The organism is Paenibacillus cellulosilyticus, assembly GCF_003182255.1.
Classification (GTDB): domain Bacteria; phylum Bacillota; class Bacilli; order Paenibacillales; family Paenibacillaceae; genus Paenibacillus_T; species Paenibacillus_T cellulosilyticus.
In genome coordinates this window covers 24,988-51,738 of record NZ_QGTQ01000023.1, presented here as the reverse complement: position 1 = coordinate 51,738, position 26,751 = coordinate 24,988, and the positions used below count along the sequence as shown (strand labels likewise).

22 protein-coding genes are annotated in these 26,751 nt (G+C 49.5%); 2 read left to right on the top strand and 20 right to left on the bottom strand.

Going from position 1 to position 26,751, the window contains the following annotated elements; translation table 11 throughout:
• Nucleotides 1-334: 334 nt before the first annotated feature.
• The 5 genes from urtE to urtA form a co-directional block, all read right to left on the bottom strand.
• A complete protein-coding gene (gene urtE, locus DFQ01_RS22300; RefSeq protein WP_110046133.1) occupies nt 335-1,030 on the bottom strand; it encodes an urea ABC transporter ATP-binding subunit UrtE in 696 nt (231 codons plus the stop codon).
• Complete coding sequence (gene urtD / locus DFQ01_RS22295; protein ID WP_110046132.1) at nt 1,008-1,799, bottom strand: urea ABC transporter ATP-binding protein UrtD; 792 nt, start codon at nt 1,797-1,799, stop codon at nt 1,008-1,010. The genes urtE and urtD overlap by 23 nt, the downstream gene beginning before the upstream one ends.
• A complete protein-coding gene (gene urtC / locus DFQ01_RS22290) occupies nt 1,765-2,850 on the bottom strand; it encodes an urea ABC transporter permease subunit UrtC (protein ID WP_110046131.1) in 1,086 nt (361 codons plus the stop codon). The genes urtD and urtC overlap by 35 nt, the downstream gene beginning before the upstream one ends.
• Nucleotides 2,851-2,858: 8 nt before the next feature.
• Nucleotides 2,859-3,764 (bottom strand): urea ABC transporter permease subunit UrtB, encoded by a 906-nt coding sequence (gene urtB / locus DFQ01_RS22285; RefSeq protein WP_110046130.1) that lies wholly within the window; start codon nt 3,762-3,764, stop codon nt 2,859-2,861.
• A gap of 144 nt (nt 3,765-3,908) precedes the next feature.
• Entirely contained in the window at nt 3,909-5,165 is a 1,257-nt protein-coding gene (gene urtA, locus DFQ01_RS22280) for an urea ABC transporter substrate-binding protein (RefSeq protein WP_110046129.1), read from the bottom strand.
• A gap of 516 nt (nt 5,166-5,681) precedes the next feature.
• Here urtA and DFQ01_RS22275 point away from each other — a divergent pair.
• Nucleotides 5,682-7,160, top strand: a complete 1,479-nt coding sequence (locus tag DFQ01_RS22275; protein ID WP_110046128.1) for a GGDEF domain-containing protein — start codon at nt 5,682-5,684, stop codon at nt 7,158-7,160.
• 86 nt (nt 7,161-7,246) lie between these two features.
• Here DFQ01_RS22275 and DFQ01_RS22270 read toward each other — a convergent pair whose 3' ends face one another.
• Nucleotides 7,247-8,059: a methyltransferase domain-containing protein gene (locus DFQ01_RS22270; RefSeq protein ID WP_245946825.1), complete on the bottom strand. Its 813-nt coding sequence runs from the start codon at nt 8,057-8,059 to the stop codon at nt 7,247-7,249.
• A 227-nt stretch (nt 8,060-8,286) separates the two neighbouring features.
• Between DFQ01_RS22270 and DFQ01_RS22265 the strand changes: the two genes are divergently transcribed.
• Entirely contained in the window at nt 8,287-9,087 is an 801-nt protein-coding gene (locus tag DFQ01_RS22265; RefSeq protein WP_110046126.1) for an AraC family transcriptional regulator, read from the top strand.
• A gap of 88 nt (nt 9,088-9,175) precedes the next feature.
• On the opposite strand, the gene DFQ01_RS22260 is transcribed toward DFQ01_RS22265, so the two are convergent.
• The 14 genes from DFQ01_RS22260 to mfd all read right to left on the bottom strand — a co-directional run bounded on the left by DFQ01_RS22260 (nt 9,176) and on the right by mfd (nt 26,744).
• Entirely contained in the window at nt 9,176-10,300 is a 1,125-nt protein-coding gene (locus DFQ01_RS22260; RefSeq protein WP_110046125.1) for a peptidylprolyl isomerase, read from the bottom strand.
• A gap of 165 nt (nt 10,301-10,465) precedes the next feature.
• Entirely contained in the window at nt 10,466-13,057 is a 2,592-nt protein-coding gene (locus tag DFQ01_RS22255) for an ABC transporter permease (RefSeq protein WP_110046124.1), read from the bottom strand.
• On the bottom strand, nt 13,054-13,821 hold the full coding sequence (locus DFQ01_RS22250; RefSeq protein ID WP_110046123.1) for an ABC transporter ATP-binding protein: 768 nt from the start codon (nt 13,819-13,821) through the stop codon (nt 13,054-13,056). Before DFQ01_RS22250 ends, DFQ01_RS22255 begins: the two co-directional genes overlap by 4 nt.
• Nucleotide 13,822: 1 nt before the next feature.
• The gene (locus DFQ01_RS22245) at nt 13,823-15,664 is read right to left on the bottom strand and encodes an ABC transporter ATP-binding protein (protein ID WP_110046122.1); all 1,842 of its coding nucleotides are present in this window, start codon (nt 15,662-15,664) and stop codon (nt 13,823-13,825) included.
• The gene (locus DFQ01_RS22240; RefSeq protein ID WP_110046121.1) at nt 15,661-16,227 is read right to left on the bottom strand and encodes a TlpA family protein disulfide reductase; all 567 of its coding nucleotides are present in this window, start codon (nt 16,225-16,227) and stop codon (nt 15,661-15,663) included. The genes DFQ01_RS22245 and DFQ01_RS22240 overlap by 4 nt, the downstream gene beginning before the upstream one ends.
• A 15-nt stretch (nt 16,228-16,242) precedes the next feature.
• Nucleotides 16,243-16,761, bottom strand: a complete 519-nt coding sequence (locus tag DFQ01_RS22235) for a MauE/DoxX family redox-associated membrane protein (protein WP_110046120.1) — start codon at nt 16,759-16,761, stop codon at nt 16,243-16,245.
• 16 nt (nt 16,762-16,777) lie between these two features.
• The gene (locus DFQ01_RS22230; protein ID WP_110046119.1) at nt 16,778-17,179 is read right to left on the bottom strand and encodes a MauE/DoxX family redox-associated membrane protein; all 402 of its coding nucleotides are present in this window, start codon (nt 17,177-17,179) and stop codon (nt 16,778-16,780) included.
• A 51-nt stretch (nt 17,180-17,230) separates the two neighbouring features.
• Nucleotides 17,231-17,644: a hypothetical protein gene (locus DFQ01_RS22225; RefSeq protein ID WP_110046118.1), complete on the bottom strand. Its 414-nt coding sequence runs from the start codon at nt 17,642-17,644 to the stop codon at nt 17,231-17,233.
• A 389-nt stretch (nt 17,645-18,033) separates the two neighbouring features.
• Nucleotides 18,034-19,857, bottom strand: coding sequence for an asparagine synthase-related protein (locus DFQ01_RS22220; protein WP_110046117.1), 1,824 nt, complete (start codon nt 19,855-19,857; stop codon nt 18,034-18,036).
• Nucleotides 19,854-20,273: a lasso peptide biosynthesis B2 protein gene (locus DFQ01_RS22215; RefSeq protein WP_110046116.1), complete on the bottom strand. Its 420-nt coding sequence runs from the start codon at nt 20,271-20,273 to the stop codon at nt 19,854-19,856. The genes DFQ01_RS22220 and DFQ01_RS22215 overlap by 4 nt, the downstream gene beginning before the upstream one ends.
• Nucleotides 20,270-20,539 carry a PqqD family protein gene (locus DFQ01_RS22210; protein ID WP_110046115.1) on the bottom strand — a complete coding sequence of 90 codons (270 nt, stop codon included), beginning with the start codon at nt 20,537-20,539 and terminating at the stop codon, nt 20,270-20,272. The genes DFQ01_RS22215 and DFQ01_RS22210 overlap by 4 nt, the downstream gene beginning before the upstream one ends.
• Nucleotides 20,540-21,141: 602 nt before the next feature.
• Complete coding sequence (locus DFQ01_RS32245) at nt 21,142-21,396, bottom strand: helix-turn-helix domain-containing protein (RefSeq protein WP_425452432.1); 255 nt, start codon at nt 21,394-21,396, stop codon at nt 21,142-21,144.
• Between the two features lie 682 nt (nt 21,397-22,078).
• The gene (locus tag DFQ01_RS22200) at nt 22,079-23,230 is read right to left on the bottom strand and encodes a peptidylprolyl isomerase (protein ID WP_110046113.1); all 1,152 of its coding nucleotides are present in this window, start codon (nt 23,228-23,230) and stop codon (nt 22,079-22,081) included.
• The gene (gene mfd / locus DFQ01_RS22195; RefSeq protein WP_110046112.1) at nt 23,217-26,744 is read right to left on the bottom strand and encodes a transcription-repair coupling factor; all 3,528 of its coding nucleotides are present in this window, start codon (nt 26,742-26,744) and stop codon (nt 23,217-23,219) included. Before mfd ends, DFQ01_RS22200 begins: the two co-directional genes overlap by 14 nt.
• Between the last annotated feature and the right edge of the window lie 7 nt (nt 26,745-26,751).

The window sequence follows — 26,751 nt, the reverse complement described above, 5'->3', positions numbered from 1 at the left end:
AAATGTCGAATGCGCGTTGTAAGTTCGTCGGGCTAACTGAGGGAGGAAAAGAGGGTGAAGCCGGCCGAATGTCAGGTTTCATGCGATTTTAGGCCAAAAATAGGGAGGTGTTGGACGGCCGGACACCTCGGATGACCCCGTTGGACAAGCCGTCTAGTTGCCGCTTCTCCCCCACCAACCCCACACTAACAAAATAGGAATGATATCCAACAACACTTACTAATCCCAAAATTTACTCAACGAGTAAAATAACCGTCATTCCATCTGGCACGACCAAAAGCCCCTCACATGATTTCACCATTGAGGAGCTTTCGTTCATTCAGACGTCTTCTCTCTATACCGTCAAATACTTCCTTACCACTTCATCGCTCAGCCGATCCAGCTCACCTTCCCAAGCGACGGCGCCTTTATCCAGAATGTAGAAATAATCGCCTACACTGCGAACGAATTCAAGACTTTGCTCGACGAGTAGTATAGCCGTCTTACCGTCCTGTTTAATCGACCGTATCACGTCTCGAATATCATCAACGATCGATGGCTGAATGCCTTCACACGGCTCGTCGAGCAGCAGAAGCTCCGGCTTCGACGCGAGCGCCCGCGCGAATGCCAGTTGCTGCTGCTGACCACCCGACAGATCGCCGCCCCGGCGTTCATACATCGACGGCAGCACCGGGAACTTCTCGATCGCTTCCGGCGGAATGCCAGCGCTTTTCTCCCGCGATGCCTCCAGTCCGATAAGAATGTTCTCGTACACGGTCAGTTGGCTGAAAATTTCGCGCCCCTGCGGCACGTACCCAATGCCGCTCTTCGCCCTCCGCGCCGGCGCACCTTTCGTCAGGTCGGCACCCCCATACGATACCGAGCCCCGGCGAGCTTTCAGAACACCCATAATGCTCTTCATAAGCGTCGTCTTGCCCACGCCATTACGACCCAACAGGCAAACGACCTGCCCCGGCTTTACTTTCAGTGACACGCCACGCAGAATGATGCTTTCGCCATACCCGGCTTCAAGCTGTTGAACGGCTAGCATCCGCATTCCTCCTCTGCCCCAAATAAACCTCGGCCACCCGATCGTCGCTCTGGATTTCGTCCATTGTGCCTTCCTTCAACAGCTTACCTTCATGCATAACCGTTACTTTGCTTGCAAAATTACGCACGAACTCCATGTCGTGCTCCACGACGACGATCGTCCGCATTTTTGCGATTTCCTTCAGCAATTCGCCCGTTTTGTCGGTTTCTTTGTCCGTCATGCCCGCAACCGGCTCGTCGAGCAGCAGTACGCTCGGCTCCTGCATGAGCATAATGCCGATCTCGAGCCACTGCTTCTCGCCGTGCGACAGACCGCCAGCCCGCCACGACGCTTTGTCCTGCAGGCCGATCATTACAAGCTGCTGCTCAATCCGCTCGCGGTCTTCCGCCGTGAGGCGGGCGAACAACGTCGCAAAGACGCTGCGGCGCTGGCGCATGGCGATCTCTAAATTTTCGAATACAGTTAAGGTCGGAAAGATCGACGGAGCTTGAAACTTGCGGCCAATGCCGAGTCCGGCAATTTGGTGCTCCTTCTTCTTCGTCACATCGATTACACCGTCGCTGCTGCTATAAATAACGGAGCCTGCTGTCGCTCTCGTTTTACCGCAAATGACATCAAGCATCGTCGTCTTGCCCGCCCCGTTCGGACCGATCAGGAAACGAAGCTCTCCCCGCTCAAGCGTCAAATTCATGCCTTGTATTGCCTTGAATCCATCAAACGATACGGTAATGTCCTCACACTGCAGGATGACGGACGGCTTCTTGCTCATGCTCGCTCACGCTCCTCTTGCGGAATTTAAGACGTTGGAACAGCCCTGTCACGCCGCCAGGCAGGAATACGACGACGACGATAAACAGCCCACCCATGATGAAGGTCCATGCGTCCGGGTATTGCGCGCTAATTTCACTCTTTGCACCGTTCATCAGCACGGCACCAAGCACAGCGCCGATCAACGTACCGCGGCCGCCGATAGCGACCCAGAGCACCATTTCAATAGAAGGAACGATACCAAGCATCGAAGGCGAAATAATACCGACATGAAGCACGAACAACATGCCTGCAAGCCCGGCCAATACGCCAGAGATGGCGAATGCCGTCATTTGATACAAGGCTGGGTTATAGCCGATGAAGCGAACACGATTCTCGCCGTCACGGATGGCGCGCAGCACTTTGCCGAACCTGCTCTTCACCAGGAAGCGGCAGATCACGAACGCAACGACGAGGAAGATTGCCGTCACCCAATAAAGCATCTGCTTCGTATCAGGCGATGAGATCGATTGCCCTGCAATCTTCGAATAGCCCGTAATCCCGTTCGTACCACCCGTATACGCTTGTTGTCCGACCAGAAGCGTTGTCGTAATAATGACAAGTGCCTGCGTTAGAATCGTAAAGTAAACGCCGCGAATGCGGTTGCGGAACGTAACATATCCCAGAATGAGTGCCAGCAAGCCTGGTATGAGCAGCCCCGCTAAGAACGCGAAGCCTAACGATTCGAACGGCTTCCAGAATGCCGGCAGCGAAGTAAGCCCGCTCCAGTCCATAAAGTCCGGCACTCTTCCGCCGCTCGCTTGCAGCTTCAGATGCATCGCCATCGCATAGCCGCCAAGTCCGAAGAAAACGCCGTGCCCCAAGCTAAGAATGCCGGTATAGCCCCAAATCAGATCCAAACCAAGCGCAACGATAGCGAATGCGAGAAACTTCGCCAATAAATTCAGACGAAAATCACTTAAATACAATGGTGCAGCGAACATCGCGGCCGCCGCGACGGCATATCCGATAAGTGCCCATATGCGAGCACGACTCCAAGTTTGGCTCATCATGGTCACCTCTAATCCAATGAACGTGTACGCATCGCGACGAACCCTTTAGGCCGCCACTGCAGGAAAGCGACAATACAGACGAATACGAGTACTTTGCCTAGCGATGCATTCGTCCAATATTCAAACAACGTGTTCGTCATGCCGATACCAAGCGCACCGAACAGCGTACCAACCAGCTTGCCGACACCACCCAATACGACGACCATGAAAGCATCGACGATGTAATACGTGCCTAGCGAAGGTCCAATCGGACCTATCAACGTCAGCGCGCAGCCTGCGATGCCTGCAATACCCGAGCCAATTGCAAATGTGACAGCATCGACTCTACGGGTCGAAATGCCGAGACAAGCCGCCATATCACGGTTTTGCATAACCGCACGCATGTTGCGACCCGCGCGGCTTCGGTAAATATAGAAGTACATCGCCAGCAAACAGACGATAACAAGGCCGATAATAAACAGCCGTTTGTACGGCAGCACGACGCCTTCCATGATCGTGAGTCCACCGTCCAGCCAGGACGGACTCGTCACGCCGACGTTCGGCGCACCGAAGATGGAACGCGCGAGCTGCTGCAGCGCCAGACCGACACCCCAGGTCGCAAGCAGACTATCGAGCGGCCGCCCGTACAAATGTCGGATGAGCGATAGCTCAAGCAGCCATCCGAACAGAAATGCGATTGCGAAGCTTACCGGGATCGCGAGTATATAGTAGTAGTCGAACATCGAAGCAGGCAGCGCGCTTTTGAACATATTTTGCGTCACATACGTTGCATATGCACCGATCATAATAAGCTCGCCATGCGCCATATTGATAACATTCATTAGACCAAATGTAATTGCGAGACCGAGTGCGATCAGCAGCAGAATTGAGCTGACACTGAGCCCGTTGAACAGCTGCGTTACGTAAATTGCCATAAGTCCACCCCATTGGCGAATCGATTGTTAGCCAGGAAAAAGGGAGTATCCGAGACTGCAGCAGCGAATACTCCCATTCCCCTTCCCGTTTACTAAGAGATGCTGATGTTCAGCACCCTTGGTTCAGCGCTAGCTGTTTAGTTGTTAGTTGCCCGCGCTAAGCGTAGCTGCCCAAGTGTAGCCCTTCAAGTATGGATCTGGCTTAACTGGATCGCCGGAGTTCCACAGCTCCTTGAACATACCGCCAGATTGCACCTCGCCGATGCGAACCGTTTTGTACAAGTGCTGCGTTTCGCCGTCAATTTTAACCTTACCTTCTGGCGCATCCCACTCGAGTCCCTTCGCTGCTTCCTTCACCTTCACAACATCCGTGGCGCCTGCTTTCTCAACAGCTGCTGCCCACAGGTAAACGGCATCGTAGCCTGCTTCGATTGGGTCGGCCGTTACGCGGTCATTGCCGTACTTCTTCTTGTAGTTCTCAACGAATGTTTTGTTCTGAGGCGTATCTGTCGTCTCGTAGTAGTTCCAAGCTGCCAAGTGACCCGTCAGTACGTCTGCGCCGATACCGCGGATTTCCTCTTCTGCTACCGATACAGACAACGTCGTCAGATCTTTCGAGGTAATGCCTGCGTCCTTCAACTGCTTGAAGAAGGCTACGTTGCTATCGCCGTTGAGTGTATTGAAGACAACGTCCGGCTTCGCTTCTTTGATTTTCGTAATAATTGTGCTGTAGTCCGTGTGACCGAGCGGCGTGTACTCTTCGCCTACCAGTTCGCCACCCTCTGCCTTCAGCTGCTCTTTAATGATTTTGTTCGCGGTGCGAGGGAATACGTAGTCTGAACCCAGCAGGTAGAATTTCTTGCCGCGATTCTCAAGCAGCCACGTAACAGCTGGAACGATTTGTTGGTTCGTCGTAGCCCCTGTGTAGAAAATGTTCGGCGATGACTCCAGTCCTTCGTACTGAACCGGATACCAGAGTAGTCCGTTCAGCTCTTCGAACACCGGCAGCATCGCCTTCCGGCTCGCCGACGTCCATCCCCCAAATACCGTTGCAACCTTATCTTCGGACAACAGCTTGCGCGCCTTCTCCGCGAATGTCGGCCAATCCGACGCACCATCCTCGATGACCGGCTCGATCTGCTTGCCAAGGACGCCGCCCTTCGCATTGATTTCTTCGATTGCCATCATCTCGGCGTCTTTCACCGATACCTCACTGATCGACATCGTGCCGCTGAGGGAGTGAAGAATACCGACCTTAATCGTGTCACCACTCGCTGCCGTAGTGCCACCCTCCGTGGTGGACGCTGGCTCATCCTTGCTTGTGCCACAGGCTGCAAGACCAATAGCCAAGACTAGCATTAGCAGTGCTGTGCGATGAATGCTCATTTTCTTTTTCTTCATACTTCCACTCCCCATTTACGATCTGTTTCCGAACAATAGGTTTACATTTCGTTCCATCATTCGTGATTCCCATTATAGGGGCGGGCAAAGTTTCGTGTCAATATAGTTTACATCAATAATTTGAATGGGAGGATAATCTTAAAAATATTTAAGCCGTTTTGGTCTTTTGTGTTAGGTAATATAACATATATGTATCAAGTTATACTGATATTCGAGAAACTTGTTCCTAAACGCTCGAACTATGTCATTTTTCATAACTAGTACTTTCAACGTGTTTATTCGGTTTTTGTGTATGCGTTTACGAGTCGTTCTCGGACTGATTGAGCCAGGATTTATTGCTAAATGATAGAGGGGTGTCTATTCCAGCCTTACATTTATGGAAATTGTTAATAGAAAGTTCGAATATCTCTATATTTATTCTAAAAATTTGGTTGGCATACTGGACATCGCGCTTAAACATGGTAGTATATTGGTGATTATTGCTAGTTAAATACTACCATTATCAGGGTGTGACTTATGATGCATCTCCGGATGCCGAGACTAGGCTTGCGGTACCGATTCGCAGTCGCGATTACCGTCAGCATACTCATTCCAACCTCCTTAATCAGCTTGCTCACCTACAGGCTTATCGACAATCAGGCTGAGCAGTCCGTCCATGCAAGGATCGAACAAAGCCTCGCGGCGATTGATTATCAGCTTACTGATTCAATTAACACCGCCGAAGCAGATGCGCTCTGGCTGTCCCAGCTTTTCGCTGAAGAAGGCAGCAGCTTCACCTCGGATCAATCCGAGCCTCGTAAGCTTATGGAACATTTCCTTGAAGCACACGAACAATACCGTTATATCGTTGTCCGTTCTGACCATAGACCTGATCTTGTGATCTCGCGGCCATCGCAGCCCAAACCTGACATTACACCTCCGTCCACTACATCCAACAACGATTCGATCCACCATCCTATCGTGCATCCACCAGCGCTTGGAGAGAATGGTCAATTAGAAGCAGCGATTGAGGCACTGCTGCCCAGCCGTACCGGCTATCTTCTTATCGGCCTAACGATGGAGCCAATTGCCGATCGGTTGAACGAAGAAGCAGCTTCCCTCGGTATACGATTCATGCTGGCCGACTCGAGCAGTACGGTGTTCGCAGACTCGACGCTAGCTGCAGGTGCCGGGCAAGGCAACCCCGCATCGCTTCAACTCATCAAGAACAAGACAACGGACTGGCGGATTGCAGCTGAGCTGCCACCTGTACGCACCTATCCAGCAGCGATATCCGCAGTTCGGTCAATCGCCTTCATTAGTGTGCTTGCCCTGCTGATCGGCTTGTTTGCAGCTGCATGGTTAGCTGCCCGCTTCATACGACCGATTCGGACGTATCGTGAAGCATTCGGACGAATGGCGGATGGAGATCTCACGTTCGCTATGCCCGCCTCAACTCGTGATGAATGGGGACGTCTCGGCGCCTCCTTTAACCGCATGTTGAAATCGCTCCAATTGTATGCGTTTTCAGATCCGTTAACAGGACTCCCAGATCGACGTCGTATGATGCATCTCATCGAGAAGCATTTTCAGCAGAACAAGTCCGATGCAGCAGGGAGTCAGCCATTCGCAGTCTGGTTTATCGATGTCGACAATTTCAAGCAGTTGAATGATACGCACGGCCATGCCTTCGGTGATGATGTGGTCCGGCAGGTAGCCTACGAGCTTCAGAAGCTCATGCCGTCACCGAACGTCGTATCTCGATTTGGAGGAGATGAGTTCGTCATGCTCATGCCTGAGGCGAATGATCTGTCTCTGAGGGCGAATGCAGCAAGGCTGCAAGAGCGATTCGAACGAGGAATTCATATTCGAGGAGAATTGCTGCGGATTCAGCTCAGCGTCGGCGTAGCCGTCTACCCGAAGGACGGCGATACGCTTGACCAGTTGATTGCAAGCGCTGATATTGCGATGTACAAGGCGAAACGAAAAGGGAAGAACAACATTCAGTTTCACTAAACACGACTTACTCGATATCGACATTTAGAGGCTGTCCCTTGTAATCGTCATTGACGAGTAAGAGGGACAGCCTCTATTGTTCGACATCATACAGGTTTAACTCCTTCAACGGCAAGCAGGTACATCACATGCCGCTCCGCAACGTCATTTACCCACTGACGGTACTCAAGTTCTCCAACCGCCCGCTCCTCCTTCGTCACCCAGCCGTCAGCAACCATCTGGTGTCCTCGACTGGCCGCCACATCCGCCCAAATACCAGCAGACTTGACGAAATCGTCGTCTGTCCTCACCGATATCTCCGACTGATCTAATGAACGAATGTCCAGTAATCCATTGCGCTCCATCATGTCTGTCAGTTCGTCTGCGATCCGATTATTCATGCCCGCGTCCTTGCGCCAAGCAAGGAATTGATTATAGAAATAGCACATTGAGGTCGGTGGCGCAGGTTCCCACACCAGTCTCTCGTGATTGTAGTCGAGCACCAATAGCTTCCCGCCCGGCTTAACTGCTTTTAACAGACTGCGGAGTGCACCCTCCGGATGTTCGAGCCATTGTAGTACGCGCGAAGCCACCACGATATCGAATTGGTTCTCGTACGGTAGATGATAGATATCACCGACTTCAAACGAAAGGTTCTGATAATCGCGAGAGTTCTTGATCGCCTCCTCTATTAATGTCGCATTAACATCCAGGCCAATAACTCTGCCTTCCGGACCAACTGCCTCAGCAATTCCGATCGTAATCGCACCACCTCCACAACCGACATCCAATACAGCCATACCTGTCCGCACAAGCTCTGAAAGTCTTTTGTTCGAGGAAACGAGCGTCCTTCTATTTATGATAGAGCATGTGCCATGCGGCATATGGGCCCTCTGCTTCGATACCGAATCCATTCTCATTCCCATTCCCCTTTCGCTTGCGTACTGTGCTTATATCATCGATTATAGACACCCTGTTTAATCTGACACAGAGCAATAATTGCTGATATGGACAGCAACTTTGTATCCTTGCACAATTTTGAACAGAGGGATATTAATAAAACTCCAAACCCACTTGTACTTACATTAACCATAATAATTAGGTAAAATTGTATTATATCAACGCAACTCTCAAAGGGGTCTCGTCTGTGCTCATCTTTCAAATGAAACTGCCGCATGCAGAGCTTGTTATCGATGTTTCTGATCAATCGCTCGACGACCCGCACGAGCATAAAGACCTCTACCAATTGCTTATCCCACTCAAAGGATCCGTTGTATCGTGGTTCAACGGCCGCTCTTATACGTTGGAACGTGGTATCTCGACCTTGAAAAATCCCGAAACGACACATTGGCATGAGCTAAGAGAGCCAAGCAAGTCAATTATCGTCTCGTGGAGTCGTGAAGAGTTCAGCACCTGGTGCTCCAGCGAGGGCATTGAGATCGGGCCGGATCTTACCCTGAACGAGAAACAGATTATAATGCCCGAAAGCTTCCTGAAGCATATGAATCGTTGGGCGATGCAGCAAATGAACGATGACGATGCTACGTCGCTCGCTGGCATCCAGTCAGAGGTATTCGAGCTGTTGTCGCGGCTATCGAGAGACGACCCGGGGCTATCGGTTACCGTGCTGGACAACATTAGTATTCAGCGGGCGATTACGTACATTCACGACCGATATGCTGATCCTATTACTTTGGAAGACTTAATGGCGGTAGCCAATCAGAGCAAGTACCATTTTATTCGATCGTTCAAGAAAGCAACGGGCTACTCACCCTACAACTATATTCTCGCCGTCCGTATTAATCGGGCTAAAGCACTGCTCCGCGATTCGAAGGCCACGGTGCAGCAGATCAGCGATACGCTCGGCTTCTCAAGCGTGAATCACTTTACACGGACATTCCAGAATCTTACCGGTGTATCACCGAAGGCTTTCCGCGACGGATTGTAGTATCATTGCAACGATCAAACGCATATCGCACAACAAAAAGACCCCGACGTTCGCTTCCGCGATTGCCAGGGTCTTCTTCATTCAATATTTATTTACTCGTTTCCGTGCTAGCGTCTTTCGTATCTGTTGCAGCTTTCGTATCCTCGCTAGCTTTCGTACCGTCGTCAGTCGCTTTTGTGTCATCGCCTGTCGCAGCGCCACTGCTCGTGTCGCTGCCCGACGTTGCCGAGCTGTCCGTTGCCGTTTCATCCTTCGGCAGGTTAATCGACTCAATCAGTCCATCAACTTCATTGCTCATGAATGCTTCCATCTTCGTCGTAATGGCAGCCGTCTGAACGTCCGTCTTCGTATCGTCTGCGAGTTCCTCATATTTCTTATCCTCGCGGCTCTCTACTTTAATGACATGGTAGCCATAGTCAGTCTTCACTGGATCACCAATCACACCAATTGGCTGCGTAATTGCTGCCTGCTTGAACGCTTCCACCCAGCTGTTCGGGCTTTCGTTCTCATACAGGCCACCATTGTCCTTCGACCCTGTATCTTCAGAATACTCGGCAGCGAGTGCTTTCCAGTCACCACCATCGTCGAGCTTCTGCTTCACTTCTTTCGCAATCTTCAGCGCTTCTTCATCCTTACGCTTCTCTGCGCCTGTCGACAGATCCATCGTTGCGATCAGAATGTGACGAACCGTAACTTTGTTATAGCCCGTCTTGTTCTTCTCAAACTCTGCCTTCATCTCGTCTTCCGTTACGTTGCGCTCCCAGTACTTGCGGATTGTAACGATCTGTTGGTAGAATTGGCGAACGTCGTCTGACTTCAGTCCCGCTTCTTCCGTCGACTTCTTCAACGATTCGTTGTCGACAAGCGCATCCTCGTACTGCTTGACGAATGCATCGAGGTTAGCGCTTGCTGCATCTTTATCCTCTTGGCTGGCCTTGTCGAACAACACCTTGTAGCCGATGTATTCTTTCAGATAGTGCTCTTTAGCCTCTGGGATCGTGACGTACATCGCAAACGTCTGGTCGAACATCGAATAGAATGCTACGTACTTGTTAAACTCGGACTCTGTTACTTGTCCGCCTTTATAAGTTGCGATAACAGTATCCTCTTCCTTCTTCTTACCGCAAGCCGCCAGTACGGATACGATAAGAATTAGAGCCACCATTAGCAAAAATCCGCGACGCCATGCGGATAGACGTGTTGTCTGTGCCATTATGAATCCCCTTTCAAAATTCCAACTTCTTGTATTGTAACAGATTGCTAGATTGTTGGCTATTCACTTTAGTAGGTTCTGGAAGTTCATATTGTGACTCAAATAGTAAGGAAAAGGCTGTCCCAAAGCCAATAGTAATGACTTTTAGGACAGCCTCTTATTACGTCATTCATTAACCAGTGCACGCGTAACGGATTCCTTACCGAGCCCACGGGAGAACAACCACGGCTGAAGAAGCGTTATGGAGAAGCATACCGCCGCCCCCAGTACCATCCATAAAATTTCAGTCAGATTCACAGTATAATTCGCGTCCAACGCTGATGTGAACGAATAGGACAGCATAAGACCTCCGCCGGCTCCAAACGTAAAAGAAATTACACAAAACAGAATACACTGAGTAAGCACAATCAGCGTAAGCTGCCGCGGAGTTATGGAAATAGCCCGCAGTATCGCATACTCTCTTTTCTTCGCGAGCAGATTCGCACTCAGTGTAGTCATGCCGCCTAGTAGCCCGATCACCCACACGACTGCAGTGACCGCATACAAAAGCACGATCCGCTGCAACATGCTGCGCTTCAAGTCTTTTAACTCCGAATTCAGATCTGATACCCGTAGAAAAGAATTAGCCGAAAACTGCGCTTTTAACTGTTCACCCAGTGCAGCGCTTTGTCCAGGCTTTGCGTGGACCATCAAGGATTCCAGAGTTAATCCCTTCTGGTCATCATTCGGCTGAATTAGAACTGTCTGCTTCCAATCCCCTAGCACGAAATTAGGAGAATCGTCCGGAATGAGTGGGAGCTGATCAACGACTGCCGCCACGGTTAGGACGGTGCTGCGGTTGTTCCGTGTAACGGTAAGTCGCTCACCGGCTTGAATTCCCAATCGCTCCGCGTAAGTCTTGCTGATATAGATCTGGCTGGACATATCGCCTGCCGCGGCAGGCAGCTTGCCCAAGTCAACCAGATCTTGCAAGTTAACCAACTTATAGCTGAACAGTTCTCTCTGCGGTAGTGAATATAATGGATCCTCTTTTCTGCCTGCACTGCTCCAAGCCGAATCGGCATGCGTGAAATCAAAATCCTTGAGTCGGGCGATCTCTACATAAGAGACGGGAATGACTTTATCGGCAGCCTGGAGATTCTCGACTTTCCCTCCTATCTCCTTCCGCATATCTGATCCAGGACCTAGCGCATGCGTAATTCGCCAATCGGTAATGAACGACTTCTTCAGATTGTCTGTAATGCCGCTCTGCAAGGAACCTAAAAAAACACTGATCGAGAAGAAAAGCAGCGGTGCCATGGCAAGTACCGCCACTGTAACCACACTTTGCCTGCGCTCGGATCTAATATTTCGGACCGAGACTGCCGCCGAAGTCGAAATTAGTGCTTTAACCACAGGCTCTAGGAGCCGGCTTATGGCCGACATCCAAGATCCGATTCCGAGGAACAATCCAAATACAAGCAACAGGCCCCCTGTAAGAGAAAGCAGCGGATATGCCGAGCTGTCACTACCTTCGCGAGATAACTGCGTAAACACAAGGATCAACAGACCCGGTATCCCCACCCAAAGCGGTATTGCGAAAAGCCGGCGTCTGCTTACGTGAACATTCAGAGACGCTTCACGGACAAGAACAACAGGAGGAATCCGGGATGCCCTCCATGCCGGAAACGCTGCTATTGTCATAATATATCCCCAGCCAGCCACGGTGGCGATAATGATAGCCCGCCAAGGAATGATAAATTTATAACTGTTCAGCCCCACCCAGCTATTGGCTACCCCATAAAGCGATGAGGAGCTAATAATACCAAGCGCGCTGCCTAAGGCGGAGGATATTATCCCGATCAAGAAGGCTTCTGTCCATATCAGAAAGAACAACTGTCTGGGGCTCGAGCCAATAGCCCGAAGCATCGCGAGATCGCGGTATCTCTCACGAATAGATAACAGAAAGTTGCTCAAGACGAACATTCCGGCGGTCAGGAATGCGAGTCCCCCAAACAGTCCACTCAACCATTTCAAATTTCGTATGTTTTCTTTCTGCTTGTCAAGTCCACTCATCGGTTCAATATCCAGATCGGTGGTAATCAAATAATGTATCTCATCGATGATTTGTTCCTTATTCGCTCCGGGCATTAGATCGACAAGAACGGGATTAGCAATAATTTCGGACCCGTATATACGGTTAACCTCTGAGATGGAGAGATAGACATATTCGGAGCGAGCCTCATGTGATATATCTTTAATAATCTGTGCGATCCGATATGACTTGGATTCCTGCTGGGGCAGCGGAATCTTCACGCTTTGTCCTTCTCTCACACCCAAGCGGCTAGCCAGTGAAGCCGAAATTACGGCATCCCCAGGCTGTATCGGCTGCTTGATCCGGTAATGGCTGAGCGTCAACGGACTATTGTCAACCGCAATAAATAGCATCCTGGCCGTTTCGGGCCGTGAATCATGATAGTACAAATCCAGATTCGTGATCGTCGAGCCAATTGCACGGATTCCAGAAATGTTGCGAAGCATCTCAATTTGATCAGGGTTAAACCGCTTTTCCTGATCCCTATAGCCGACCATAAGATCTACTGGACCGTATTCCTCCATTAACTGCTTGTCCATGGAGTGGTTCATGTTGATATAAAGCGAGATCATGCTTACGACAAGCGTAACCCCAAATACCGCGCCGAGAACAGATGTCAGAAGTCGCTTTGACTTGCCGTGCAGAAGGCGCAGAGCAAAATGCCATAGCTTGAAGACGATCATGCTGTCTTATCCTCATTCAATGAGTGAAGGCGATCATAGATCACCAAGGACCGATCCCGGCGGTCCTCGCTTCCAGATCCGTCCATCTCCCCGACGATTGAACCATCACGAAAGAAGACGATACGGTCTCCATATGTCGCCACCATAGGGTCGTGCGTAACCATAATAATTGATTGATTCAATGTTTTCTTCATCTGTACAATGACACGGAGCACATCTTCTGATGTCTTCGAATCCAGACTGCCCGTTGGCTCATCGGCTAGTAGCAGTTGCGGGCGATGCACCAGACCTCTCGCCAACGCAACCCTCTGTTGCTGCCCACCGGATAGCTCAGCGGGACGGCGGCGCTCAAATCCTCTAAGCCCAACCAATTCCAGCAAGCAGGCCGCTTCCCGATTGGCTTCAACCTCGCTTCTGCCCGCAAGCACCAACGGCAAAGAAATATTCTCGACAGCGGTCAGTGAAGCAAGCAAATTGAAAAATTGAAAAACAAAGCCGATTTTTTCCCTGCGGTAACGTGTCGCATGGGGCTCCTCATGAAAATCCTTAATCTCCTGCCGTTCAATCATAATCTTGCCGGATGTTAACGGCTCCAACCCGCCAAGCACATGAAGAAAGGTCGATTTTCCCGAGCCGCTCGGTCCCATTACGACAACAAACTCCCCCTTGTTTACCTTTAAGTTAACATTTTTGAGGGCATGAAACGTCATTTCGCCCTGTTTGAAGGTCTTACACAAGCCCTGTACTTCCAGCAAAGCTTCCATCTTATCCAACCTCCCTAATGACTGAGTAATCAACATTGTCTTGATACCAGGCCGCCTGACTGTTGAACATAGAAGCATATTCACCACTTAACTCCATTAGCTCCTGATGGGTCCCTTGCTCCACAATTCTCCCGCTTTTTAGCACAAGAATACGGTCTGCCAGCCGAGCGGGTCCTAGTCGGTGAGAGACCATAATTGCCGTTTTGTCTTTTGACAGCTCCAGAAAACGCCTGAAAATGTCCATTTCCGCATTGGGGTCCAGCGCAGCAGTCGGTTCATCGAATAGCAGAAGGCTTGCCGGACGCATGAAGGCCCGGGCGATGGCAATCCGCTGCCACTGCCCACCCGACAATTCCTGACCATCTTGAAACAGGCGGCCCAACGTGGACTCAAGCCCGTTCACAAGACGTTCGTTCAGAAGCCCCATCCCAGAGCTTTTTAGCGCTTTCATGATCAACTCATCATCATCTAGACGGTTAATCCAGCCAAACCCTACATTGTCACGAAGCGAATATTGATATTTGACGAAGTCCTGAAATACTGCTGATACCTGCGACCACAATTCCATCTTATCGATTCGCTGAAGATCAGTATTACCGTAGTAAATGGTTTTCTCTGGCACCGGGTACAGGCCTAACAAACAGTTGACCAACGTGCTCTTGCCGGCCCCGTTCTCACCGACAATTGCAATCTTCTCACCATTTCGTACATTAAACGAGATATTCTCAAGAACCGCCATATCATTACCATTATAATAATAATTTAGATTTTTGACAAAAATTTGGTCACATTCTTTGATGTCAACCAACAAATTCTCTTCAGCATGAGACTGGTTGTGGTTTTCGTCTATGAAGTCATAATAATGGGTGACATGTAATCCTATCACAAATATATCGCTAATATGCTGACCGAAATTGCCCAAAGCAGCCTGTAGGGTAATAATTGAGGTCGAAAGAGCGACATAATCGCCTATCGTTAAATGCCCTCCAGCGATCTGATAAACAAGAACTATAGCAACACCGCCCGACGCTAACGATAGCATCATTACGCCGATGGTTTCGCTTAGGGACTCTCTGACAGTTTGTTTTAGGAAAAGTTTTCGAACTTGGTTAAATATCTGCTCCCACCGGGATAAGAGCGTCTCGCCCAGATGATAGAGACGAATTTCCTTGGCTGTCTCACGTGCCAGCATCAATTTGTATGTATATTCCATTTCCCTGCCCTGAGGTGTCGTCGTCACAGCCAGTTGTACCCGTCTTTTTTTGACAATTAGCAACAGCAGAATGCCCGGCAATGCTGAACCAAGAAGAACGATAGGCAGCGACCAGTGTGCCACGAACAGGATCCCAATCATGCCGAGCAGGGTAATTGTTAGTGAGACCGCCTGCATGACACTTTTTATCGCATCCAAAATATTCTTGGCCACAGCAGATTGAGCAAGCTGCATCCTGTCGTAGAGCTTAGAGTCTTCAAAGCCGGAAAAAGGGATCGACAATGCCTTTCTTGCAATTTCAACCTTTAGTTGATAACCGACATCTTCCTTTAGAATGGTATAAAAATAGTTCGTTATACTGCCCACAACCACAACAGCCACATTACACAAATAGAGTGCCGCTACAATGAACAGCACCTGATTGAGTATGAGGCTGTTGCCGGTCAACTCACTGATCCGGTCAATAGCGGTTTTATTCAACCACACCTGCAGCAGAGGAAATATCGAAGGAATCAAGATCATCAGACACCAGATGACAGAGATGACCGGATGAAGACGGAACATCAACCGAAGCAGCCGATGGTAGTAGCTAATTCTCTTCCCGGTGGAAAGTATATCCTCATGCATCATGATGCCCCCCGCCCCTGCCCATCCATCGACTCAACATATTTGGGGATATCCACTAACCAGGATAAGAGCGTTTCCTTTTTCAGTACTTCTCTGCGCATGACGATTCCTTCCCGGTCAATGAGCATTCCGAACGGAAACCGCTTCAAATTCAGCTTTTTCGTTACAGTTGTGGCCTCAACACGGTAGACCGGAAGATTAACATTGGTCTCCCTCAGAAAAACGCTGATCTGGTCGGGGTCGTCAAAGCTGAGAAGGATCGGGCGAAAAGCGCCGTAGGCATGAGAAACACGTTCCAAATGTGGGGCAATTTCTCTGCAAAATTTGCAAGAGGAATGTACAAAACAGAACATGAGGGAATTCCCCCCTCCCATGATGTCCTCATAAGTCAAATTCTGCTTGCCTGTTAGAGACTCCAACACAATATCCGGAAAACGGTTCCCCGGAGGAATGCCATTATTGTCCGGCGCAAGCCGTCTGGTCTGCCGCAGCACGATAATTTGCATCATGACTGATAACGAAACTACAAACCATAGCGCCGTAACGCTTGCCTGAAGCATAGACATTGTCGTTACACCTCATCACCGATAGAATAGAATTTCCCTTGATATCATCCCCATCAAAAATATCCCGACCGCAGGCACGCCTATCATTATCATGTGGTCAATACCAGGATCACTTAGGAGATCCGAAACGGAAAAACCGGGCCACAAATAACCGACTGTACAACAGATCATCATTATTACACTGTGTAGTAGGCCGCCCCAACCCATCGTTCCCCTAAGTAGAGAACCAAAGCAGTGACAGGCAATGTCCTTGCCCTGTACCAATACGATCGCATTCGCCGTAATGAAAGCGGCGAATAGAAGCGCTGCCGCTACCAAAGCCAGGCGCATCTGCGTGTCGGTTAATAGCAGTGCCGCCAGAATAATTTCTGCAAAGGGAAGCACATACCCGAATAACCTCCCCAAACTATTGGGAAGGATACCGATGGATGCAGCGGACCGCCCAGAGCTCCGGAGATCGAATACTTTCGCAGCACCCGATAGAAACAAGGTTAGACAGACAGACAGCGTCATCATCAGTCCCAAATAAATCATTGCAACTTACACCTCCCTACATCAAAGTGGCAAGCAGTATCAAAACGGTCAAAATCATCCCGTTTACATAGAGATGCTTGCCTTCTATAGTCTGGGGCTGGTTAAGTCCAAAGCACCCACAGCCGTATTCCATTGTTTTCCCAAAATTTTTAGTTAGAAGAATGATAAACAGCAACTGCAGTCCGATTCCCGCATAAACTCCAACCTGCCGAGTGAAGGGAACTAGGAGCCAGACCGCCGTTAAGATTTCACTTGTAATTATTATAGGTGCCGCAGTTTGAATCCATCTAAACGGGACACTGACGTAACCGCTCATCACCAATTGAAGCGCATAGGGATTTCTCAGCTTTTGAAGTCCACTTTTCAAATACATTACTGCAGCAACTGCAGCAAGTAGCCAAGAAATAACAAGCATCATATTGTTCCCTCCTTTAGGTTTAAGAATAGGCTCTGCTCCTATATTTAAGGCTTATTTGATTACAGGGACCAGATGGCTCCAGCTTCTACTCAATGGAGGGAGAAATATTCCCTTCGTAACGGCTTCCCCTTCTTGGACCTTTACAAGTATAGGCAAATATTCAATCTTGAGTCGTTCCCTAACCTCCGGAATTTTCAGTACGATGCCTGCCGCATCAAAGACTAGCAACGGAATTGATGCTTGTTCCATAATCTCTCCTATTTCCTGAATCATCCGGGTACTAGTCTCATATCTTACAAAATCGAGGCATAGGGCGTAACCAGTAAAGGAGTTACGAAGCTCCTGAATAACCACTTCTTTATCCGAAAGTAAATAATATTGCTTAATTTGGAATTTTGCTTTTCGGAATGATATAATATAAAGCAAAAGCCCAAATCCAATGCTCAGAATCAGTACCACTACCATTCTCGCATCACTCCTCAGCCTTGCCGAAATGTAAGCACTTTGCAGACCCACCCACCACGATAGGTTTTTATTTGAAAATTAAGATGCCTTACTGTAACGTTCGGCCAGGAACGTTACAATTAACAGTTGCTGTCGAGACCTTTGCAGCCGTCGCCAGGATTGCTATTCGCGCAAACGGAAGTGGAATAGCAGTCTTTAAGTGAAGAGTTGCATTTATACGTGCTATAGCTGTAATAACCCGTTTTGTCTAGGGAGAGGTTCTCCGTCCCCCATCCGCAGGTACCTTGGATTAGATCGTTGGAATGACCAAATTCAACCATTGTAGGTGTAGTATATTGCATTATTATATTTTCCTCCTTTTATTGGTGGTGAGTGGGTCGGCAAAATGCTCAAATCGCAGCATTTTGGGTGAAGCGCTGCTCCAGCCTGTAAAGCCAGATCTCAAGCGCAACTAGTAGAAATATGTTTTCGCGGCACTCGAAGCCTTGACGCCATTTGGCAAGCTCATGCAGCCACTCCTTTTTACTGATCCAGCCAAAACGGATAATCCTTCCTACTGATAACACGGGATAAAGCTTCGGCCAACTAACGGTCAATCCACGATACGTAAGTGGTAGGTGCACTGTCTTATTTGTTCTCGTCAATATTTCCTCGGGCAGATCTGCGTGAAGGGCAAGGCGTAAAATTTCTTTACGTGAACCATGATTCCATAGTTTTTCACCTGGGATCTGATAGAGGAACTCTACGAGCCGCCGATCCATCAACGGATGCTGGACCTCGATTCCTTGTAGCGGAGCGATTACCCGATCCATGTAGACACGGTTCCTCGTTCCGGACCACTGCCTGTAGAAATCTTTCTTCGCAAATGTCGGGATACGGCCCAACTTTCTTATAAATGCTTCATCGCGGTCAGCGATCAGCTCCTTGTAAAACCCCCGCCCTAACAAAGGAGCGATCCCATACGTCCACATCGTTTGGAACACAGATCCTCGCGTCATCTCTGCAAACCGACGGGCATGTGATGCAGCCTGCATAATCGATAGATTTCCTACAAGATCGGCGATCATCCCGGGTGTCCCGGTTAGCACATGGTCTCCGGCACAGCCGGTCAAAACTCTTGAGGCGCCCAGCTCTTTGGCGTAACCTAAGAGGCCGCTTGTGAACCCGTACGAAGTTGCCGGAACGTGAGGCTCGAATGTCCACGGTGAATCATCAGGGAATTCTTTGAAGACGGTAAGACCATCGCACGGAAATTCATTGGTCGCAGCATTGTATTTATTCAACAGCGGTCGAATATACGAACGCTCGTCACATTCGGAGAACTCGTTGAACACCCCACTTATCGCAATCGTTTGAGCAGGGTGCCCTTGCATTTCCAGCCTTTTGGATAGGGCGAATACGCTCGTGGAATCTAGTCCTCCGCTCATCAGCACAGCTGTTGTTCCTTGAGTCGACAGTCTGTTCTCTACTGCCTGCATGAAAAGCTCTCTGAATTGTTCCTGGTAGTCGGTGTTTGAAGAATAATGAATTTCTCCCCGCAGATCGGTTAGATCCCAGTATTGAAATAATGCCAGAGAACCACCGTCGTTACCGAGTAAATGACCACTTGGCACACGATTAACGCCTTGATAAGGGGTAACAACGGAGTCAACACATCCATTCTCCATATAAAAAGAGTGAAAATAATTATCGTTGATCTGTTCCATTGAGAATTGATCCTGCAGCAGAAAAATATCGCTCGCGATCCAAGTGGTCCCTTGATTCTCAATCCAAAATAGAGTACGCATTCCTAAATGATCCCTTGTAGCATGGAATCTACTAGTATCCTTCTCCCATATCACACAGGTGAATTCACCTACAATATGGCTGAATGCCTCACCTGCATACCTCTCATACAGAATCAAGAACATCTCAGGATCACTTAATTGATCGCCTATGCCGTCTAGCAACGCCGATATCTCCGCCCGATTGTCAATACGCATATCTCCTATGAATAAGAACCGATTGCTATGTGCTACGAGCTTCATTGGCGATAATATTCGAGGTTCTTTGCTTGCACCGATCACACACGTCAGATTACTCTCCGTCATGACCTCAATTTCGACCTGATACGGATGATGCTCCGACAGATGCTCCTTGAATCGGGCATGCATTCCAGTTATGCTTTCGCCGTCCTTGTCGCCATGCGCAATCTTACATAAAAACCAGATCAACTTGTCTCCTCCACCTTCCCGGAATCCAATATGATAGACAGCGTGTCCGTAAAATCAGGTGGTTCATTGAAGTTTTTCCCCCTCAGCATCAACCAAGCGTGCGCGTAAAAAGGAAACTTACGTACACCAATAACCAAATTAACCGGAACCCGAAATCTGGAACGAACGAAGCGGTAGGCCAAGAATGATCGGTGCATACATTGCGCGTCAAATGGGACACTCGTGCAGGTTCTATCGATTAGAGCCATCCAATCCTCAATCTGTTGAATTTCATCTTCGGTAATTGAGGTGCGTTCTTCGCGAATCTCGTACTTTTGAATGTAAGTTTTAAACAGCCGTTGAAATCCAAATAACCGAAGTTGCATATGGAAACTGATTAATGCGGTTAAGACGTGTAGCGCCTGAATATTTCTCATCTCGGCTTCTCCTGAATCAGTTTGGCCTGCAGAAGTTGGTTAATTAAGCCGCTAATATCTGCAAGGGCTCTTTCCTGAGATACTTGCGGGTAACGGATACATAATTGATCGGAAATGGCTGAAATCGACATTCCTTCCTCCAGAAGAGCCCATATTTCCGAACCGGTACTATCAAGCCCGTAGAATTTCCCTGTCTCCATGTTCATTAGCACAAATTCGCCCTGGTCTCTTGATGCTAAGGTATCTTTTGGAATGGAGTAGTACATGATTATCACCCGACCTGTATGTATTTATTAACCATAATATATCAAATTTTACATGTCGAAACACTTACAGATTATTTATCTTTTCGACACTCCAAGTTCCGATAAAAATCGAGTAGGCCTATGCGCATACGCATAGGCCTACTCACAGATCCGGACATGCGGATGTGGGTTCCAGTTCAACCATGTCCATCCCCTTTGAGATGGGACTGAACAACGGCGATTCTAAACGAAACCAGCAGCGATTCATCTTGCCCGCTTTAGAACAGCCCGATCTGCAACGTCCAAGGCCGCAGAGATGCGATACTGCTATCCGTCTTATACGATGCGGGGCACAACGAGTGCAGGAATTAGTTGATCTTGTTACATGTTCTCAGACCAACCGCCAGTTCTGACCCGACTATTAAGACAAAAGACAAGACATATCCCCTTATGTTCAACACGGAGGCCACACTCCGGCAGCATACAAAAAATACCCATTTATTACAAAAATTAAATTTCAGTCTAGCTTCTATTCTGTAACCACCAGCATAGGAAGATGACGCGGAAAGATACCGCATTTATAAGTTGCTCGTGCGCGGGCAGACTCCTCAGCCATTCCAGCATCAATCAAGATGAATCCGCAGCAGATAACCTAGATCTCTAATGCAGATGATACGCGGACCGTCCTCCGAAATATATTCAATTTTATTCCTAAGCCGGCTGATAAATACATAGAGGCCCTGCCTGTCCATCCCCCCCAGGTTACCCCACGTATGCGAAATCAACTCATCGAATTTAACGACTCTGTTCTGTCTCACAACAAGTAGATTCAGGAGTCTGAACTCAAGACGAGATAATGACGAGTTATTTCCCCTCACCGTTAACGATTGACGCTCTACATCCAGATAAAATTGTTGTCCCAATCTAATCTGCTTGTCCGCTATTACCGAAATATGAACTCCCTCCTTATGTATATTACGGCAGATTAACCAGGTAGGGGATCAACTGTTTCTTGGCCATTAGGGACTCTCGCTACCAAGTCGCCCCCTCCTTAAATCTCGACCGAGAGAGATTAATATATTGAAAACACCAATCATCAAATAACAAATCTCTCCTGACATAGAATTATATCATATAATTACTTATTTTCATACAAATTCCATATATGTGTATCGATGTTATATTGAGCACTTTGAAAAAAGGGGGGCAGAGGACGCACAAGGCATTTGATGGTTAACCGAGGAGGAGCGCCGTAAGCTCACCATGAAGAAGCTGGAGTACGAGAACGAGCATCTGACGGGCGGAAGCCTAGTGGATCTACATGATAATACAATATCTCATATATATTAGGCCATTCCAAAAACCCTCTCGAATTCCGAAATGTGAAATGAACTCAAACTGGATATAGATAACTACACATTGCAGGCAAAATTAAACGACCTCCGTCCCATGAAATTCAAGACAAAGGTCGCTTAACTGATTTTTTATTTTTCGTACTGTCTATCCGGCGGGGGACAGTACAATTATATAAAAAAGACTTTTGACACAGCCTCTGATTCATTATTTCGTGCTGCTTTCTTCTTTCTTTTCTGCGTTCGTGTCCGTCGAAGTGCCTGTATCTGTACCCGTATCTGTACCCGTATCTGTACCCGTGTCAGCTTGTCCGCTGTCCTTGTTCGTGTCCGTGGACCCGCCTGTCGTATCTGTCGTATCTTCCTTCGGCAGATCGATCTTCGTTATCAGATCCGGCAGCTCATCGCTCATGAACGTATTAAGGTTGTTCGTCGAGATCGACTGACGAAGCTCATCCTTCGTAGCGTCGGGAACTTGTTCCCAAGTACGCGTTTCCCGCTTCTCCACCTTGATGACGTGGTAGCCGTACTCCGTCTCGACAGGATCGCCGATTTTGCCGACCTCCTGCGTATTAGCTGCATTCTTGAATGCCTCTACCCAGACACGCGGCTCTTGGTCTTCATAGAGACCGCCATTGTCCTTGGAACCCTCGTCATCTGAATACTTCTTGGCAAGCTCGGTCCAATCGCCGCCCTTCTCCAGCTCAGCTTTCACTTCTTTCGCTTTCTTCAGGGCGTCTTCCTTCTTCATCTTCTCTTCGCCAGTGGAAGGGTCCGTAAAGCCGATCAGAATATGGCGAAGCGTGACGTTATTGAAATCCGTTGGCGTCTTATCATAGACTGCCTTAATTTCCTCGTCCTTCACGCTTTGCTCGGAGTGATCCATAACCGTAATGATCATTCGGTAGAACCATTCTGCGTCATCGTTCGTCAGACCGGATTTATCCATCTTCGCCTTCATATCCGTGTCGCTCTTAGCAGCGTCTTCAAACTGCTTCACGAAGGTCTCCACATCGTCCGCTGCTGCCTCTTTTGCCTTGTCATCCGCACGGCTGTAGAGAATCTTGTAGCCAATATATTCGCGCAGGAACTGTTCCTTCACGCCTTCCACCGCCAGGTAGGCTTCCGCCGAAGAATTCACGATCGAGAAGAAGCTGATGTAGCGATCGAATTCTTTATCCGTAACCTTACCGTCCTTGTACTCTGCAACTACTGTGCCCTGATCAGAAGCAGGTGCTTTTGTAACGTCTACTGTCTTCTTGCCGCAGGCGGACATAACGACCGCAAGCGACAGCAGCAGCACCAGCATAGCGGACAAGCCGCGTTTGCCAGTGAGGCTGCGCTGTTTATTGTGCAACATCTTGGAGTGCTCCCTTCGATTTTAACGCATCCTTACAAGCTTCAAGAAATTTCTCCAGCAGCTCAAGCTTCTGCTCCTGCGTCAGCCCTTTGCCACGAAGCAAAATATACGGCTGACCGCCAGCGCTCGCATCGTCGAACAGCTTGAATCGGTTCTCGAATTTGAGGCATAGCTGGTCAAGCTTCTTCTTGTCGAATCGGCCGACCTCGGCAAGCTTCAGCGTCCAGTCGTCCGCTTTCTGCGAAATTTGCTCGATGCCATAATCGCCGCCATATGTTTTCAGACGGGCTACAGCAAGCAGATTCTCTACCGCAGCCGGCAGATCGCCGAAGCGGTCGACGAGCTCTTCGCCAAGATCCTCTGCCTCTGCAATGGAGCGGATGCTGGCCACCTTCTTGTAAATCTCGATCTTCTGAATGCTGTCATAAATATAATCCGACGGCAGGTAAGCATCGATGCTGACGTCGATAACCGTCGACACCTTGCGTTCCACCACCTGCGCCGTTCCTTCAAGCTGCGACTTGCGAGCAGCTACCTCATCGGCAAGCATCTGCGAGTACAGGTCAAAGCCAACCGAGGCGATGAAGCCATGCTGCTCCGCCCCGAGCAAGTTGCCTGCTCCGCGGATGGCAAGGTCACGCATTGCGATTTTGAAGCCGGAGCCAAGCTCCGTAAACTCCTTGATTGACTGCAGCCTTTTCTCCGCAACCTCTGTCAGTACCTTGTCCCGCTGATACGTGAAGTAAGCATACGCGATCCGATTGGATCGGCCAACCCTGCCGCGAAGCTGATACAGCTGCGATAGCCCCATCTTGTCCGCATCATGAACGATGAGTGTATTCACGTTCGGAATATCTACGCCTGTCTCGATAATGCTCGTACTGACCAGCACGTCAGATTCGCCGTCGAGGAAGTCGAGAATCGTCTTCTCCAGCTCCTGCTCCGACATCTGGCCGTGACCGACCGCTACTCTTGCATCCGGTACAAGCGCTTTAATCTGGTCAGCCATCTGGTGAATGCCCTGTACGCGGTTGTACAGATAGTATACCTGTCCGCCGCGCGCTAATTCACGTTCGACCGCTTCTCTAACAAGAGAAGCACTATATTCAAGCACGTAGGTCTGAACTGGGAAACGGTTCTCCGGCGGCGTCTCGATAACCGACAGGTCGCGGACACCAAGCATCGACATATGCAGCGTACGCGGAATTGGCGTGGCCGTCAGCGTCAGTACATCAACATTCGTCTTCAACCGCTTCAATTTCTCTTTATGAGAGACGCCGAAACGCTGCTCTTCGTCAACGATGAGCAGGCCAAGATCTTTGAACACGATATCCTGCGACAGCAGGCGATGCGTACCGATAATAATGTCTACCGTACCCGCCTTGATGCCTTTCATCGTCTCCGTCTGCTCCTTGCGGGAACGGAACCGAGACAGTACCTGCACCTTGAACGGATAGCCGGAGAATCGCTCACGGAACGTCTCGTAATGCTGCTGTGCGAGAATGGTCGTTGGTACCAGTATTGCCACTTGCTTGCCTTCTATAGCCGATTTGAACGCTGCTCTTACCGCTACCTCGGTTTTGCCATAGCCAACGTCGCCGCATAAGAGACGGTCCATCGGACGCGTCATCTCCATGTCTTTCTTTATTTCGTCTATTGCACGAAGCTGATCCCGCGTTTCATCGTAGGGGAACATCGCCTCGAATTCTTGCTGATAAGGCGTATCTGGCGCAAAAGCAAATCCAGGGCTCGATTGACGGTCGGCGTACAGCTTAATAAGCTCATCCGCAATATCTTTGACGGATGAACGAACCTTCGTCTTAACTTTGTTCCACTCGTTGCCGCCAAGCTTATAAATCTTCGGCTCCTTGTCCTCCGCGCCAACATACTTCTGAATCATATCAATCTGTTCGATCGGGATGGACAGCTTATCGCCGCCTGCATACATGACATGCATATAATCTTTATGAATGCCGCCAATAACAAGCGTGCCGATGCCAAGGTATTTGCCAATACCATGGTTCTGGTGAACGACGTAGTCGCCGACCTTCAGCTCGGTATAGCTCTTAATCCGCTCTGCGTTGTCGATCTTCTTATCGACACGCGTCGCTTTCCGCTGCTTCTGCGAGAACATTTCGCCCTCTGTTATGACGACCAGATGAATGGAAGGCAGCTCAAACCCAGCCTGCATATTGCCCTCTAACAGCATCGGCGGCTCAATATTGTAATCCTGCAGCACCCGGCGCATACGGTCCATACGCTCTGCGCTGCCTGCCAGCATCATAACGGTGGCTCCAGCCTTCTTCCAGCGATCCATCTCTGCCTTCAGCACGTTCATCTGCCCGTGGAAGTTTTGCGTCGCACGGCACATGAAGTTCAAGATGTTCTGCGGCTGCGTATGTGGAATTTGGCGCAGGAACAACGACAAGAACACCGTCTGATAAGCGCGGTGGTGCAAAATTTCATCATTTTCGCGTGCGAGCGGAAGGCCGGGAAGCGACTTGCCATGCGACAGCAGATGGGTTGCCCACTCTGCTTCGTCCCGCTCCAGCTGCCGTGCAGTCTCAATGAGACGCAGCGGCTCATCCATAATAAGCAGCGTATCCGATGGAATATAGTCAAGCAAGGTGTGGCGCTCTGGATAGAGCAGCGAGACATACTTATACATTTCGCTAAAATACTGCTCTTCCTTCAGCTTCTCGATCTCACTGCCAATCTCGGCGCGCAAACGCTCCTTCGCCGTACGATCGGTCATTCGTTCGAGCTGCTTATCAAGCAAGCCCACAGCTTGCTGCGCTGCGTTCTTAAACCTGCGCTCGTCTGCTGGAAGCTCACGGCATGGCGTTACGACGAACGACTCCAGCTTATCGAGCGACCGCTGATCCGCCGGATCAAACGTTCGGATCGAATCGATTTCGTCGTCGAACCATTCCACACGGCACGCCACGGACGATGTCAGCGGATAGAAGTCGACAATACCGCCGCGTACGCTCATCTCGCCTTTTGATTCTACGCGATCCACCCGCTCATAGCCGATTCCGGTCATGCGGCGGAGGAACGTATCGATCGGCAGCGTATCGCCAACCTTCAGCGAGATTTGGGCCTCTGCCATAATGCCTTTGACAGGCAAATAGCGTCGTACGCCGCTGAACGGCACGACGACAATCCCGCGATACCCTTGGGACAGCCTGATCAGCGCATCGATACGCTGTGCCAGCGTCTCGGGACTCGAGACAGCGGATTCGGCGGCCACCAATTCGTTGGCGGGATAAAGAAGAACATCGCCCTGGGGCAGCAGTTCCTGCAAATCTTCTACGATTTTCTGAGCTGCGAACATATTATGGGTGACGACCAACATTGGCCGATCCAAATCGGTACGCAGCGCAGACATGAGCACTTGGCGGGAAGAGCCCGCTAAGCCCGATATAAGCTGCTCCCGCATGCCCGCTGTAACACCCGACAGGACGGTCTGATAGTCGGCATCTGCGGCAAAAGCCTTAATTAACGCTTTCAATGGAAAC

Coding starts and splice junctions, on each gene's coding strand:
- DFQ01_RS22230 (WP_110046119.1), bottom strand. CDS start 17,179: ATGATGCTTGTTATTTCTTGGCTACTTGCTGCAGTTGCTGCAGTAATG.
- DFQ01_RS22275 (WP_110046128.1), top strand. CDS start 5,682: ATGATGCATCTCCGGATGCCGAGACTAGGCTTGCGGTACCGATTCGCA.
- DFQ01_RS22215 (WP_110046116.1), bottom strand. CDS start 20,273: ATGAGAAATATTCAGGCGCTACACGTCTTAACCGCATTAATCAGTTTC.
- DFQ01_RS22240 (WP_110046121.1), bottom strand. CDS start 16,227: ATGTCTATGCTTCAGGCAAGCGTTACGGCGCTATGGTTTGTAGTTTCG.
- DFQ01_RS22250 (WP_110046123.1), bottom strand. CDS start 13,821: ATGGAAGCTTTGCTGGAAGTACAGGGCTTGTGTAAGACCTTCAAACAG.
- urtC (WP_110046131.1), bottom strand. CDS start 2,850: ATGATGAGCCAAACTTGGAGTCGTGCTCGCATATGGGCACTTATCGGA.
- DFQ01_RS22260 (WP_110046125.1), bottom strand. CDS start 10,300: ATGGCACAGACAACACGTCTATCCGCATGGCGTCGCGGATTTTTGCTA.
- urtD (WP_110046132.1), bottom strand. CDS start 1,799: ATGAGCAAGAAGCCGTCCGTCATCCTGCAGTGTGAGGACATTACCGTA.
- DFQ01_RS22200 (WP_110046113.1), bottom strand. CDS start 23,230: ATGTTGCACAATAAACAGCGCAGCCTCACTGGCAAACGCGGCTTGTCC.
- urtE (WP_110046133.1), bottom strand. CDS start 1,030: ATGCTAGCCGTTCAACAGCTTGAAGCCGGGTATGGCGAAAGCATCATT.
- DFQ01_RS22235 (WP_110046120.1), bottom strand. CDS start 16,761: ATGATTTATTTGGGACTGATGATGACGCTGTCTGTCTGTCTAACCTTG.
- DFQ01_RS22270 (WP_245946825.1), bottom strand. CDS start 8,059: ATGAGAATGGATTCGGTATCGAAGCAGAGGGCCCATATGCCGCATGGC.
- DFQ01_RS22225 (WP_110046118.1), bottom strand. CDS start 17,644: ATGGTAGTGGTACTGATTCTGAGCATTGGATTTGGGCTTTTGCTTTAT.
- DFQ01_RS22245 (WP_110046122.1), bottom strand. CDS start 15,664: ATGATGCATGAGGATATACTTTCCACCGGGAAGAGAATTAGCTACTAC.
- urtB (WP_110046130.1), bottom strand. CDS start 3,764: ATGGCAATTTACGTAACGCAGCTGTTCAACGGGCTCAGTGTCAGCTCA.
- DFQ01_RS22255 (WP_110046124.1), bottom strand. CDS start 13,057: ATGATCGTCTTCAAGCTATGGCATTTTGCTCTGCGCCTTCTGCACGGC.
- urtA (WP_110046129.1), bottom strand. CDS start 5,165: ATGAAGAAAAAGAAAATGAGCATTCATCGCACAGCACTGCTAATGCTA.
- DFQ01_RS22210 (WP_110046115.1), bottom strand. CDS start 20,539: ATGTACTACTCCATTCCAAAAGATACCTTAGCATCAAGAGACCAGGGC.